Origin of the sequence: Streptococcus sp. DD04, from assembly GCF_001578725.1 — a bacterium.
In the GTDB taxonomy this organism is placed as follows: domain Bacteria; phylum Bacillota; class Bacilli; order Lactobacillales; family Streptococcaceae; genus Streptococcus; species Streptococcus sinensis.
Map to the genome: position 1 here is coordinate 337,467 of NZ_KQ968978.1, position 13,595 is coordinate 351,061.

At 43.1% G+C, this 13,595-nt stretch carries 16 protein-coding genes and 2 pseudogenes; 15 read left to right on the forward strand and 3 right to left on the reverse strand.

The window, feature by feature from the left end:
• Positions 1–126 precede the first annotated feature (126 nt).
• From STRDD04_RS06580 to STRDD04_RS06635, 13 genes and pseudogenes are all read left to right on the forward strand, one after another.
• Complete coding sequence (locus STRDD04_RS06580; protein ID WP_062200489.1) at positions 127–327, forward strand: hypothetical protein; 201 nt, start codon at positions 127–129, stop codon at positions 325–327.
• Complete coding sequence (locus STRDD04_RS06585) at positions 311–508, forward strand: helix-turn-helix transcriptional regulator (RefSeq protein WP_062200490.1); 198 nt, start codon at positions 311–313, stop codon at positions 506–508. Before STRDD04_RS06580 ends, STRDD04_RS06585 begins: the two co-directional genes overlap by 17 nt.
• Positions 509–527: 19 nt before the next feature.
• Positions 528–1,022 carry a DUF6773 family protein gene (locus STRDD04_RS06590; protein ID WP_062200493.1) on the forward strand — a complete coding sequence of 165 codons (495 nt, stop codon included), beginning with the start codon at positions 528–530 and terminating at the stop codon, positions 1,020–1,022.
• A 44-nt stretch (positions 1,023–1,066) separates the two neighbouring features.
• Entirely contained in the window at positions 1,067–1,543 is a 477-nt protein-coding gene (locus STRDD04_RS06595) for a DUF6773 family protein (protein WP_062200495.1), read from the forward strand.
• Entirely contained in the window at positions 1,540–2,217 is a 678-nt protein-coding gene (locus tag STRDD04_RS06600; protein WP_062200497.1) for a CPBP family intramembrane glutamic endopeptidase, read from the forward strand. The genes STRDD04_RS06595 and STRDD04_RS06600 overlap by 4 nt, the downstream gene beginning before the upstream one ends.
• Before the next feature lie 9 nt (positions 2,218–2,226).
• Complete coding sequence (locus STRDD04_RS06605) at positions 2,227–2,715, forward strand: DUF6773 family protein (RefSeq protein ID WP_062200499.1); 489 nt, start codon at positions 2,227–2,229, stop codon at positions 2,713–2,715.
• 135 nt (positions 2,716–2,850) lie between these two features.
• Positions 2,851–3,837 carry an oxygen-dependent tRNA uridine(34) hydroxylase TrhO gene (gene trhO, locus STRDD04_RS06610; protein WP_062200500.1) on the forward strand — a complete coding sequence of 329 codons (987 nt, stop codon included), beginning with the start codon at positions 2,851–2,853 and terminating at the stop codon, positions 3,835–3,837.
• Positions 3,838–4,002: 165 nt separating this feature from the next.
• Positions 4,003–4,917 (forward strand): amidohydrolase family protein, encoded by a 915-nt coding sequence (locus tag STRDD04_RS06615; protein WP_062200502.1) that lies wholly within the window; start codon positions 4,003–4,005, stop codon positions 4,915–4,917.
• Between the two features lie 12 nt (positions 4,918–4,929).
• Complete coding sequence (locus STRDD04_RS06620) at positions 4,930–5,592, forward strand: putative quinol monooxygenase (RefSeq protein ID WP_062200504.1); 663 nt, start codon at positions 4,930–4,932, stop codon at positions 5,590–5,592.
• A 368-nt stretch (positions 5,593–5,960) separates the two neighbouring features.
• Positions 5,961–6,722, forward strand: coding sequence for a nucleoside phosphorylase (locus STRDD04_RS06625; protein WP_062200506.1), 762 nt, complete (start codon positions 5,961–5,963; stop codon positions 6,720–6,722).
• A gap of 8 nt (positions 6,723–6,730) precedes the next feature.
• A pseudogene (locus STRDD04_RS11710) lies at positions 6,731–7,582 on the forward strand (DUF3744 domain-containing protein); the annotation flags it as partial.
• 24 nt (positions 7,583–7,606) lie between these two features.
• Positions 7,607–8,413 (forward strand): annotated as a pseudogene (locus STRDD04_RS11715) (energy-coupling factor ABC transporter ATP-binding protein); the annotation flags it as partial.
• Positions 8,406–9,242, forward strand: a complete 837-nt coding sequence (locus STRDD04_RS06635; protein WP_062200509.1) for an energy-coupling factor transporter transmembrane component T family protein — start codon at positions 8,406–8,408, stop codon at positions 9,240–9,242. The pseudogene STRDD04_RS11715 and the gene STRDD04_RS06635, both read left to right, overlap by 8 nt.
• A 91-nt stretch (positions 9,243–9,333) precedes the next feature.
• Here STRDD04_RS06635 and rsmG read toward each other — a convergent pair whose 3' ends face one another.
• The 3 genes from rsmG to STRDD04_RS06650 all read right to left on the reverse strand — a co-directional run bounded on the left by rsmG (position 9,334) and on the right by STRDD04_RS06650 (position 12,491).
• The gene (rsmG, locus tag STRDD04_RS06640; RefSeq protein WP_062200511.1) at positions 9,334–10,047 is read right to left on the reverse strand and encodes a 16S rRNA (guanine(527)-N(7))-methyltransferase RsmG; all 714 of its coding nucleotides are present in this window, start codon (positions 10,045–10,047) and stop codon (positions 9,334–9,336) included.
• A gap of 539 nt (positions 10,048–10,586) precedes the next feature.
• A complete protein-coding gene (locus STRDD04_RS06645; RefSeq protein WP_062200512.1) occupies positions 10,587–11,876 on the reverse strand; it encodes an MFS transporter in 1,290 nt (429 codons plus the stop codon).
• A gap of 12 nt (positions 11,877–11,888) precedes the next feature.
• Positions 11,889–12,491 (reverse strand): TetR/AcrR family transcriptional regulator, encoded by a 603-nt coding sequence (locus STRDD04_RS06650; RefSeq protein WP_062200514.1) that lies wholly within the window; start codon positions 12,489–12,491, stop codon positions 11,889–11,891.
• A 151-nt stretch (positions 12,492–12,642) separates the two neighbouring features.
• On the opposite strand from STRDD04_RS06650, the gene STRDD04_RS06655 reads away from it, so the two are divergent.
• Complete coding sequence (locus STRDD04_RS06655; protein WP_037615272.1) at positions 12,643–13,212, forward strand: LemA family protein; 570 nt, start codon at positions 12,643–12,645, stop codon at positions 13,210–13,212.
• Position 13,213: 1 nt separating this feature from the next.
• Positions 13,214–13,595, forward strand: a 382-nt coding sequence (locus STRDD04_RS11485; protein ID WP_231853904.1) for a M48 family metalloprotease, incomplete at its 3' end; no start/stop codon positions are given.

Below are 13,595 nucleotides of genomic sequence, written 5' to 3' on the forward strand. Positions count from 1 at the left end.
GATGTTTAGAACTATGGAAATTACTTTTGAAATAATGTTAAAAATAAAAGACAAAATGACATTTATATATTGCAATTTTTAAAATATATTGTATAATGGACTTGTGAAGATGAAAGGAGCATAGATATGAATAAGAAAGTGAATGATCTGCTTATACTGCTTATTTGTCTTGTATCGGCAACAATTCTACTATTTGTTGGCATGATTCAGAAAATTCAAACCTTTATCATACTTGCTTTTAGTGATGTCGCCCTTGGCTGCACTTTCTACGCTATAGGCGGGCAAAAGAAAGATGATAAGGATGGTGACCATGGCAAAAAATCTTAAGCTCAAGATGGCACGGGCTGAGCATGACATGACCCAAGGTGACTTGGCTGATGCTATCGGCGTTACCCGCCAGACCATTGGCCTGATTGAGGCAGGCAAGTACAATCCCAGTCTCAGTTTATGCTTGGCCATTTGCAAATGCCTCAATAAAACGCTGGATCAGTTATTTTGGGAAGAATAGTAAGAAAGTGAGAAAGAAGATGAAGGACAGAATACAAAAAGTCTATACAGATGAACGGACTGTACAGCTTGAGAGAAAATTAGGAAATGAAATAGCTTTTTTTGCTATTATTTTGCTCGTTATTTCTATTTTTATCAAAATCATGATTTGGCATGTGCCAGTAGAAGGCTACTTACCAGAAATCTTGATTATTTTAGGGATGGAGCTATATGCAGGAATTCGGAGCTGGCAGCTGGGGCTAGACATCAGACGCCATCATCCAACTAGTAGTGTTCGCACACTCAGAAGTCGTTTGGCTAACGGAGCTAACCTAGCGATTGTAATCGTGGCTGTTCAGATGTTAGGTGGAAATTCAGCTCTTCGACCATTCTTTCGCCATTATCCATTTTTACAATTTGTTTTTATTATTGCGCTGATACTGGTTCTCTCTAGTATTTTAGACAAGGGAGTCAATTATTTTTATCAGAAGAGACAGGTTTTATTAGACCAAGAACTAGAAAATGATGAGAATTAGAATCAATGAATCTTCAACTTATAAATAAGAAAGTGAGAAAGAAAATGAAGAAGCAGCCTGTTATAAAAGATGAACGAACAGAGAAATTGGACGGCAAAGTTGCGGGAGAACTAGTGCTAGGAATGTTTCTTTTCTTGGCTATCTCTGTGTTTGTCAAAGTCTATATCCTCCATCTAAGCTTACTGGCCTATCTGCCAGAAGGTATTCTGCTTACCCTAGTAGGTCTATATGCCTTGCTTCGTCGCTTAAGTCTAGGGATTGATGTTCGTGATATGGTGAGAGAGGAAAAATGGCCAGAGCGTTTTGGCGGTGGAGTCGTCTTTGCTCTCATCGTTATAGGCATTGATTTCTTTGGACAGCGAGAAAGTCTGGCTAGCATGCTGAGCATTTTGTATCTGCTCAAGCTGGCTCTTGCAATGATACTGTTTATGCTTGGGAGCTTGACGATGGACAAGATCAGTCTTTACCTAAACGGCAAAGGTCAAGCAAAGCTCGATCAGGAATTGGAGGATGAAGAATGACTTGGTGGAGACGATTGATCTGGGTTGGCTGTGTTTTCTTAGCCTTGGCCTTGTATATGCTCCCTATGCTGTCTCAGCAGCTAGCAATAACTTATCAATTTCCCAAACAGTGGAGCATTGGTCTCGGGCTTTTGCTGATTTTCCTCACTTTGCTGGTCTTTGTCGCGGTAGCAAAGAAGGCTGGAATCTTATCTCAGTCTGGAAAAATCTTTCAAAAAGGAGACGGGAAGCGAATTGCTCTAGGCCTCTTAGGCATGTTGCTCATATCTGTCCTTGGGACGGTATTACTCCGGTGGCTGCATGGAGAAGTGACAACGGCTAATCAGGCATCTTTGATGGAGGAGTTCCGAAGAGGAGATATGATTTCGTTTCCCATCATGCTTGGAGTTTTAGCGCCTATCGCAGAAGAAATTATTTTCCGTGGCATCATTCCTCTCAAAATCTTTAAAGGCTATGAAAGCTGGGGTTATATCATAGGCGGGCTGCTCTTTGCGATTTTTCATGGCCCAACCAATATCATGTCTTTTGTAATTTATGGTGGTTCTTCTGTGATTTTGACCTTGCTGGCTTATCGAACTCGGCGTTTGGAAGTCAGTATTGCAGTTCACATGATAAATAACGGACTTCCTGCCATTCTTATGTTGTTAATCACTATTTTTGGAGTAGAAGTATAGGAGCTTGGAATGAGAATAAAACTTATTAAACGTCAAATCTTAGACGAACGGGAAGAACAACTGGTCAACAAGGCTGGTATGGAGAGTTTCAGTCTCATGCTATGTGGCAGTTTAGCTTTATATATGGGTTCTGTAGCTATGAATGGGGGAGTCGTTCACTATCAGCCCTTCTTACTTTTGATTGCCATTGCCTCTCTTTATTTCATGTATCGAGCTCAGCATCTGGGAGCTAACTATTACAATAGTTTCAGTCTGACTATCTGGGGTGTGCTGACTGCGACAGGCTTTCTGACTCTTTTGATTGCCTGCCAGAATTTCCAACTGAATCACGCTATTTATCATAACAGTATTTTTCACCCCATGCTTCTTTTTGTTATTTTAATTACTTTTGTCATTCACTTTCCTTTTATGCTAATGGTCAATATTTTCTTGGAGACTCTCAGCAAGTGGCAGAAGAAGCGCTTTGAAAAGTATTTGGAAGAATTGGAAGAGGAGTGAGTTATCTCTTCTTCAACTGCTCAGCTCAGCTATTTTTCAAACAAATAAATTGCTCAGCTTTTCTTCTCGCGATATAATGAAAGAGCTGGATTAAAAATTCAGATAATTTAAGAATAGAAAAGAGAAGAAAATCTGATGGCAAAAGATATTCGCGTCCTACTTTACTACAAATATGTTCCGATTGAGAATGCTGAGAAATTTGCAGCTGATCATCTGGCTTTCTGTAAATTCATCGGTCTGAAAGGCCGTATCTTGGTGGCAGATGAGGGAATCAATGGAACGGTTTCTGGTGATTATGAAACCACTCAAAAATACATGGATTATGTGCACAGCCTTCCGGGCATGGAAGACCTTTGGTTCAAGATTGACGAAGAAAACGAACAAGCTTTCAAGAAAATGTTTGTTCGCTACAAGAAAGAAATTGTGCACTTGGGCTTGGAAGACAATGATTTTGATAATGACATCAACCCGCTGGAAACGACAGGAGCTTACTTGTCACCTAAGGAATTTAAGGAAGCTCTCTTGGACGAAGACACTGTTGTCTTAGACACTCGTAACGACTATGAGTACGATCTGGGTCACTTCCGTGGAGCCATCCGTCCAGACATCCGCAACTTCCGCGAATTGCCGCAATGGGTCCGTGATAACAAAGAGAAGTTCATGGACAAGCGCGTGGTGGTTTACTGTACCGGTGGTGTACGCTGTGAGAAATTCTCAGGCTGGATGGTGCGTGAAGGCTACAAGGGTGTCGGTCAGTTGCATGGCGGTATCGCGACTTATGGTAAGGATCCAGAAGTACAAGGTGAGCTTTGGGACGGCAAGATGTATGTCTTTGATGAGCGTATCTCAGTTGATATCAATTATGTGAATCCAGTCGTGATTGGGAAAGACTGGTTTGATGGTACTCCTTGCGAGCGCTATGTCAACTGTGGCAATCCAGAGTGTAACCGCCGCATCCTGACTTCAGAAGAAAATGAAGCCAAGTATCTCCGCGGCTGTTCTCACGAATGTCGTGTTCACCCTCGCAACCGTTATGTGGCTGAAAACGGCTTGAGCCAGGCAGAAGTGGTGGAGCGTTTGGCTGCGATTGGAGAATCTTTAAATGAAGTAGCTCCTGCATAAAGAGCACGAAACAGTCCAATTGGGCTGTTTTTTTGGAAATTTTTTCATATTCCTTAAATAAAAAAGTTCAAGCTAGAGCTGTGATTTGATAACTGATTTTTGGAGATGAAACTCTTCAATATGTGCTATAATTTAATTATGAAAAGCAAGAAGTGGAGGTAGAAAATGACTAAGAAAATTGATGTATTTGCTCATGTTCTTACACCTAATTTTTATCGGCAGATGCTGGAAATTGAACCCAAGCTACCGGAGAGATTTCCCTTTATCCAGCATCCTCAGCTGACTGATATAGAGTTGCGATGTAGTTTTTGGGATAAGGAGACCCAGCAGATTATTTCTTTTGTCAATATCAATCCCGAAGACTATGTTAGTCCGGAGATGGCAGCTGTTCTCTGCCGTCGAGCTAATGCCGAGCTGTCTCAGGCAGTGGCGGACAATGCTGATATCTTTGCGGCAGGTGTTGCTATGATTCCTATGAATCATGTGGAAGAAGCAGTGAAAATCCTCCAAGAAACAGCTGTTAATCCTCATCTGGCTGGTGTTCAGCTCTTTACTCGGGCTCTGGGATTGTCCATAGCTGACCCAGAATTTCACCTGATTTTTGAAGCCTGCTCCCGACTGGATCTGCCCATTTGGCTGCATCCCATCTTTGATGAGCGCAAGCCAGACAATAATATCATCTTTTCTTGGGAATATGAGCTGACTCAAGCCATGCTTCAGCTGGTTCAGACAGGTATTTTTCAGGAGTTCCCAGACCTGAAAATTATCGTCCACCATGCAGGAGCCATGGTTCCTTTCTTCAGTGAGCGGATTCGCTATATTCTGCCGGAGGACCAGGAAAAGGATTTTCACAAGTTTTATGTGGATACGGCGATTCTGGGCAATCCTAAGGCTTTGGAGCTTACTATTGAGTATTTTGGGGTGGATCGAGTGCTCTTTGGTACCGACCTGCCTTTAGGCATCCAGCCAGCCGGCGCGACCCAGGTCATTCTCCAAGCTATCGAAGATCTGCCCCTCTCGTCCGCAAATAAGGAGCAGATTCTGGCCGCCAATGCTCAGAAGATCATTTTCAAAGACTAAGGGAGGTTTAAGATGACAACACCCATCATCCATCTTTTTCGGCTGACAGTAGCAGACGGAAACCAGAGTCGTTTTCAAGCAATCGGTCTCAAGAATTTGACGACTTCTCAGGAACAGGAGCCTGGCACCCTAGCTATGTATGCTAGCCCCATCAAGGGTCAGGAGACTGTTTCCTATGTATTTGAGGTTTATCGCAGTGAAGAGGATTATCAGATTCACCGAGCTTCGCCCCAATACCAGTATTTTGTGACAGAAGCAGGGCCGCTCATGACGGAACGGCAAGCCTATGATGTTCAGCCGATTTTTTTGCAGGAAAAGCTGCCTGCTGGCCAATGGACTCAGCCGAATGATTTTTATCTGAAATTTGCTCAGGTTGATGTGAAGGCAGAGGGACTTGCTGATTTCCAAGCTATTGTGACTGAGGAAATGGCGGCTTCTATGGAGAAGGAAACGGGAGTCTTGGCCATGTATGCCATGGCAGATGCTCAGAAATCGAATCGTTTTTATTTCTTTGAAGTCTATGCGGATGAGGCAGCTTATCTGAACCATCGAGAAACCCAGCATTTCAAAGACTATATCGAAGGTACAGCTGACCTTGTTTGCGATAAACAGCTTTATGATTTGTACAATGGCACCGCTATCAGTCAGGGAGAGCTCAAGACTTACAAGCGCTGACTCTATCTTATTTCATAAAAAACATTAAAGAATTTGGGATGAAAAAATCTCAAATTTTTTAATATTATAGTAACTTTTGGTGAGGTAGCTGATTGTCTTTTGCAAGGCTAATCACGCATTTTCATTAGCCTAAGAGTTCGTTTTTTTTAAGCTCTCAAAAGCTTCGTTGCTGCAACTCTCATCTTCTTTCTCCATTGCCTCAACTATTGAGCCAGCTCGTGAGGCTAAGACTAGGAACAAAAATAGAATTTTTGTTCTGCCCCTTGCTTTTTTATGGTACAATAAAACAATAAGGAAGGTAGTAGGAATAGAACTCAAACTCTATTAGTAGAGCGTCCCACTCCTTTAGTTCGTTGAAAGAGGACCCTATGATTCTTGAAGAATTTGACCAAAATCGCAAGGCTATCATTAATCCAGAGGACTTAATAGAGCCAATCGAGGGCTTTCCAGAGACGGCGGTTTCCTGCTTTGCTCGCGAAACCTTTGCTCGAATGTTGGCAGATTTTGACCATGAGTTGATTACGACGACTTCTATGGCGAATATTGAAATTCCTATTTATCGAGTTTTTGCGGATGGACGGGAGTTGGCCCTTTTCAATGCGCCAGTTGGTGCTTCAGCTTGCGTAGCTATTCTGGAAGACTTGATAGCTTTTGGGATGAAACAGTTGGTTCTCTTTGGGACTTGTGGTGTGCTGGACGAGGAGATTAAAGAAACATCTATCATTATCCCGACGGCGGCTTTGCGAGATGAGGGGACTAGCTATCATTATCAGCCGGCTAGCTCAGAGCTAGAAGTCAATGCTGGCTTACAGGATTTTCTGTTGAATTTTCTGGACCAGCGAGGGATTTCCCATAGTCTAGGCAAGGTCTGGACGACGGATGGAATTTATCGAGAGACAGCGGACAAGCTCCGCAAGCGAAAAGAAGCTGGGGCTGTCTGTGTGGACATGGAGTGCTCAGCTGTTGCAGCTCTGGCAGCCTTTCGCAGTATTAATGTCTGCCACTTCTTCTATGCGGCAGATCATCTGTCTGAGGAAGCTTGGGATATGCGAAATTTAGCCAATCATGCGGACTTAGACGAGAAAGACAAGGTGGCCAATCTGGCGATTCAAATCGCTTTGGCTTTATAAAAATGACTATGAAAAAACCAATTATCCAATTTCAAGATTTCACCTTTCAGTATCAGACCCAGTCTGATCCGACCTTAAAGAATATCAATTTGACCATCTATGAGAGCGAGAAGGTTCTTTTAATAGGCCCTTCAGGTTCTGGGAAATCAACCTTAGGCCATTGTTTGAACGGCATTATTCCCAATATTTATAAGGGGCAGGCCAGTGGCCAGTTCTTGATTCAGGGGGAGCCAGCTTTTGACAGCAGTATTTATGACAAGTCAAATCTGGTCAGTACCGTTTTGCAAGATACGGATGGTCAATTTATCGGTCTCAGTGTGGCCGAAGATTTAGCTTTTGCGCTTGAAAATGATATGGTAGATCTACCAACCATGAAAAGTAAGGTGCATTCTTGGGCGGAAAAATTAGATTTATTGAACCTGCTGGATCATCGGCCTCAGGACTTGTCCGGCGGTCAGAAGCAACGGGTCAGTCTGGCTGGCGTTCTAATTGATGAGAGTCCTATCCTGCTTTTTGATGAACCTTTGGCCAATCTAGACCCCAAGTCTGGTCAGGATACTATTGATTTGATTGATCAAATTCACAGGGAAGCTGGAACCACGACGATTATCATCGAGCACCGCTTAGAGGATGTTCTTTACCGAGCAGTGGATCGGGTTGTTCTGGTCAATAATGGACAAATCCTTTTTAATGGCAGTCCGGATGACTTGTTAAAAACGCAGCTCTTGGCGGAAAATGGTATCCGCGAGCCGCTCTATATTACTACTTTACGCCAGCTTGGTTTTGATGTGGCTAGTGTTTCAAGCTTGTCAGATTTAGGAAATATGGATCTGTCGGAGCTCTCTGTCAGTCTGCCTTCGCTAACACTTGAGTCCGACAGCCATCAGCAGTCCCTCTTAGAACTGGACCACATTTCCTTTGCTTACCAGAGTGGCAGACCTATTCTGCGGGATATCAATCTGACTATTCCCAAAGGTCAGCGGCTAGCTATTGTTGGCAAGAATGGAGCAGGGAAATCAACCCTAGCAAAGGCTCTCTGTTGTTTTATCAATACGGAGGGAGATTATCGCTGGCAGAGTCAAGATATCAAGGGAGATTCGATCAAGGAGCGGGCTGAGCGTATCGGCTATGTCCTGCAAAATCCTAATCAGATGATTTCGACGACCATGATTTTTGATGAAGTAGCTCTGGGGTTGCGACTGCGTGGTTTCTCTGAAGAAGAGATTCAAGAAAAAGTCTTTGCAGTTCTCAAAACCTGTGGTCTGTATGAGTTTCGTAATTGGCCGATTTCTGCTCTTTCTTTCGGTCAAAAGAAGCGGGTGACTATTGCTTCAATCTTAGTGCTGAATCCAGAGATTATTCTCTTGGATGAACCGACAGCTGGTCAGGATCAGCGAAATTATACGGAAATCATGAATTTCTTAGATGAGCTTCATCATCAGGGACACACCATTATCATGATTACTCATGATATGCAGCTTATGCTGGACTATTCTGATCGGGCCCTAGTTGTCGTGGACGGCCATATTTTAGCAGATAAAAGTCCAGCCGAGATATTGACAGATCAGGAGCTGATTAAACTTGCCAATCTTAAGGAAACCTCTATTTTTGCTTTAGCTGGGAAGCTAGGGGTTGATCCCTTGGCCTTGACAGAATATTATATGCAGCGAAAGGAGGAAATCCATGTTTAACCAGCAGAAATTGATTGGCTACCACACAGGTACAAGCTTTATTCACAGCTTATCTGGTGCCAGCAAACTTTTATTTTTCATTTTGGTATCAATAGCTGCTATGATTAGTTATGATACGCGTTTTCTGCTCTTTGTGGCAGTGGCTTCTCTGGCCTTATTTAAATTATCTGGTATTCGGCTGAAGGATATTTCTTTTGTATTGGTGTTTGCCGGTAGCTTTGCCTTCTTAAATCTGAGCATGGTTTATCTTTTTTCTCCGCAGTATGCAGTAGAAATCTACCAGAGTAAGAATATGTTGTGGACGGGATTCGGAGCATATAATCTGACCAGTCAGGAGCTTTTTTACCTCTTTAATCTTTTGGTGAAATATTTTTGCACGATTCCTTTAGCCCTGATTTTCCTGATGACGACTCATCCTAGTCAGTTTGCTTCCAGTCTAAATCAGATTGGGGTGCCCTACAAGGTAGCTTATGCTGTCAGTTTGACTATGCGCTATATCCCAGATTTGCAGGAGGAATTTTACCTCATCAAGATGTCCCAAGAGGCGCGTGGTTTGGAATTGTCAGCCAAAGCCAAGGTGAGCCAGCGAATCAAGGGCAATCTGCAAATTGTCATTCCTTTAATTTTTAGCTCATTAGAGCGAATCAATACGATTGCTACAGCTATGGAATTGCGCCGCTTCGGAAAAAATAAAAAGCGGACTTGGTATACTCAGCAAGAATTCAGTAAGCTAGACAAGCTGGTGATCTTCTTGTCAGTGCTCCTATTAGGTATTGGCCTCGGTCTTTTCTTAGTCAATCAGAGTCGTTTCTATAATCCTTGGAGATAAGGAGACGAGAGGCTGCATTTGTGAATGAATGATTGCCTATAGAAGCTTTTAATTGCAAAAAAAATCAGGCAATGATGGGCCTGATTTTGATTTATAGCGGTCTTTTATTTGGCATGCCGGCTTTGCGGGGGTATTTATTAGGCGTTTCTTTCTTCTTCTCAACCACTGTGATAAAGCGGGGGTCCCCGTTTGGTAGGGCGTAGCTGAGATTGTCTTGAACCTTGCTAAAAAGCAGACTCAAGGCATTTTTGGCTTCTTCCAGTTCTTCTGGGGCATTGGAAGCCTTGAGGGCCAGCAGCTTGCCCCCAACCTTGAGGTAGGGAATGGTCAACTCAGACAGAACCTGCATCCGAGCGACTGCACGGGCAGTAACTAGGTCAAATTGCGCTCGAAAAGCTTTATCCTGAGCAAAGTCTTCCGCACGGCCGTGGTAGAAGTGAACCTTGTCCAGTCCCAGCTCCTCTGCCAGCAGCTTGAGGAAGTTGATTCGTTTGTTGAGCGAGTCGATGATAGTCACATCCAGCTGAGGATAGATGATTTTCATGGGAAGGCTAGGAAAGCCAGCTCCAGCTCCAATGTCCAGCAGCTTAAGCTCTTGATTATCAATCAGGCCTTGCAAAATGGGGGCAATTGAATCATAGAAATGCTTGAGATAGACTTCGTTTTTCTCCGTGATAGCTGTCAGATTGATTTTCTCATTCCATTCGACCAAAAGTTCAAAATAACGTTCAAACTGGTCTTTCTGGCGGTCAGTCAGCTCAACGCCCTCTTGAGCCAAGAGCTGGTAAAATTCTTGCGGTGTCATAGTTTCATCCTTGTTTGTCAGTATTTAGTCTATTATATCATAAAAAGGAGACCCTGGCATTGTTGCCAAAGGGCCTCTTTTTCTATATGCTAATCTGATTTAGCTCCGCTAAGATCAGCTGGTGATGCTCAGCTTGACTAGTAGCTGGGTCAAAGAGAACTTCTATTTTAACTTGCCATCTAAAATGAGCAACATCTTGTCTGTATAGATGGTAAGGCTGGCATCGTGTGTCACCAGAAAAATGCTTGCGTCCTTCTGATGGGAGCGCTACATGAGCTCTATAGTTTGCTTCCCAGGCTGAGAGTTGAGAGCCCCTGTCGGCTCGTCAGTGAAAATAATTTGGGCTGGTTCATGAGAGTCTGTCTCTATCAATAGAGCCGCTAGGTATTTTAAGCAAGTGCGGGACTTTTAGCCGTTTGCACGAGCTATTCGCCAGAAGTCAGCCAATCGCTACTGAGCTGAGTCGTAGAAATATGCGAGGTCATGCTAAAAAATAGAAAGGGAAAATGACGAGGAAGCTGATGTTATTGGCTTTTATATCATTTTTGACTCATCTGAGGAAGATGTTCGAGCTCCTTTATTGCAGATTGGTGGTAGAGAAGGAGAGCACTAAAACTGATACAAATTCCTGCTAGGATAAGAAGGAGACCATACCCACGACTGCTTCCTACTCCGATGATAGAGCCGATAGAAGAAGCTAATGCCCCTTTAGGGAGTAGGAGCGGTTTGAAAAAAGTATCTGCTACCCAGCCCATGCTTGCATAAGCAATAACATAGCCAAACTGGGAGATGATACTGATTGTTCCCCAAGCTTTCCCTTGTTCCCTCTTATCGATATTCAAGCGAATTAAATAATCAATGGCCGTATTGGCAAAAGGAAGAGAAGAAAATAGGAGAAAACCAAAAGAGCAAATCCAGATTAAGTTTTCTTTACTTCCCATCCCAGCCATAAAGATACCCAGCAATCCCAATGAAAGGCTGAGGATTAAGTGAAAATGATTCTTTATAGCAAAGGTGCTTAAGAAAAGTCCGCCAAAGAGTATGCCACTGCTGGAAATAGCCATGGTCCAACCGACTTCTTGGCTGGAAGCAAAACCTAAAATCATAGGAGAAAGCAAGATTTCAACGGTACCTAGAAAGAAGGAAAAAGCTGTTCCTAGCAGAACCAAGAGCCAAATCCCCCTTTTTTCATGGATGATTTGAAATCCTCGTTTGAATTCCCTCCAGAAAGAATGAGATGCACCCTTAAATGAATTTTTGATATGACGACGAGCGACTAGACTGCAAATGACAGTCACAAAAATTGTTGAAAAATCAATTAAGAGGATCTGACCAATATGGCCTTGAGCCAGAATGAGCCCAGCAAGGGTAGGAGAAATGAGATAACGGGCAATCCCGTTAATCTGTGATAGTCCAGTAGCTTTGGAAATTTGATCCTCAGACACTAGGTCAGAAATCGTAGCCCGAAAAGCTGGGCTAACTAAAGCTGAAAAGACAGAGCTGAGAGCAGCACCCAAACAAATGAGCGGTATGGAAGGCTGGCTAGCTTGTAAACTAAAGTAAATCCAGAGCACTCCCAGACCAGATAGCCCATCCCCCAAAGCCATCAGGAGGCGACGGTCATAACGATCTGCTAGAATTCCGGCCCAAGGAGTTATTAAAAGCCCTGGCAAAAAAGCCCAAAGGGTCACCAAGGCAGAAGAAGAGGCCTGGCTAGTCAGCTGGTAGATATAAATCCCCAAGGCAAAAGATGTCATGCCTGTTCCAATTTCAGAAATAAAGGTTCCCAGCCATATCAGAAGATAGATTTTAAAGCCAGTGTTTTTCATAAGCAAACTCCTTTAGTGGATTAACTGTGTCAAAGGGCTGAAATATCCCTCTTTTGTCTGAAAAATTTTTTCTAGCAAGTAGATAAAAGCCTGAACTTTTTGCTCTTGTTCCTGTCTATTTAAGGTCTGGAAAGATGTATTAAAAATTTGTAAGGAATAAGTCAACATCATTTCGATACTTTCGTAAGGGTAGGCAGTTTGCATTTCACCTGCTTGAATCGCTTCTTGCAGAAGGGGAGAGAGAATTTCAGGTGCCTTACTCAATAAGATTTGATTTGTTTTTTCATGCAAGAGAGCATTTTGGGGGGCATGTAAGTGGTCCAAAATCTCTTGTCCCTCTTCTTTCATATTTAAGGCAGCTAGGGCACCCATTAATCGTTCGAGAATTGAAAGTTCTTTCCTTTCCACCCAGGTGTACATCTGCTCAAAAGCACGGCTAATCCAGCGCTCGATAATAGCATCCATGATTTCCTCTTTTGATGTGAAGTAGTAATAAAGGGTTCCGCGTGCAGTCTGGGTTGCATCTAAGATTTGAGCAATTGAGGTTTGATCAAATCCCTGTTCGACAAACAGTTTTTCTGCTGTGTCTAAGATAAATTCTTTTTTATTAGCCATAATTCCTTCCTTTTTGTTGGTAAAATTTTATTCGACCGATGGTCGGTTTTTCTGATTTTATGATACATCTTTTTCAAATCTCTGTCAAGAATAAAGACAGTCTCACTATTTTTTGATATAATAAGTCTAATCCAAATTGAAGGAGTATATCATGACTTTTATTATTATTCTTATCGTTGTCGTATTTTTGGCTTTCTTTGTCATTGGCGCTTACAATACACTGGTCAAAAGCCGTATGCAGACTCAGGAAGCCTGGAGTCAGATTGATGTGCAGCTCAAACGCCGTAATGACCTGATTCCCAACCTTTTGGAAACGGTCAAAGGTTATGGCAAATACGAGCAGGCAACCTTGGAAAAGGTGACCCAGCTGCGCAACCAAGTAGCTTCAGCCACTTCACCAGCCCAAGCCATGCAAGCCAGCGATGCCCTTTCTCGCCAGATTTCTGGAATCTTTGCAGTAGCTGAAAGCTATCCAGATCTGAAAGCCAACACCAACTATCTGAAGTTACAGGAAGAGCTAACGAATACAGAAAATAAAATCGCTTATTCTCGTCAGCTTTATAATTCAGTTACCAGCAACTACAATGTGAAACTGGAAACCTTCCCGAGCAACATTATTGCGGGTATGTTTGGTTTTAAAGCTGCAGCTTTCTTACAGACGCCAGAAGAGGAAAAGGCTGTCCCAAAAGTTGATTTTGGCAGTACTGGGCTAGGTGACTAAGATGCTATTTGATCAAATTGCCAGCAATAAAAGGAGGACTTGGTTCCTCCTTATCGCCTTCTTTGGTCTCCTGGCCCTCATCGGGGCGGCTGTCGGCTATCTTTGGCTAGATTCTGCCTTTGGTGGCCTGATCCTTGCCTTTATCATTGGTGGCATTTACGCTATCAGTATGATTTTTCAGTCTACAGAGGTTGTCATGGCTATGAATGGTGCAAGGGAAGTTTCCGAACAGGAAGCCCCTGAGCTTTATCATGTTGTGCAGGATATGGCTATGGTGGCGCAGATTCCCATGCCTCGGGTCTATATTGTAGAAGATGCGTCGCCCAATGCTTTTGCGACTGGATCAAAGCCTGAGAATGCAGCAGTTGCTACTACAACAGGCT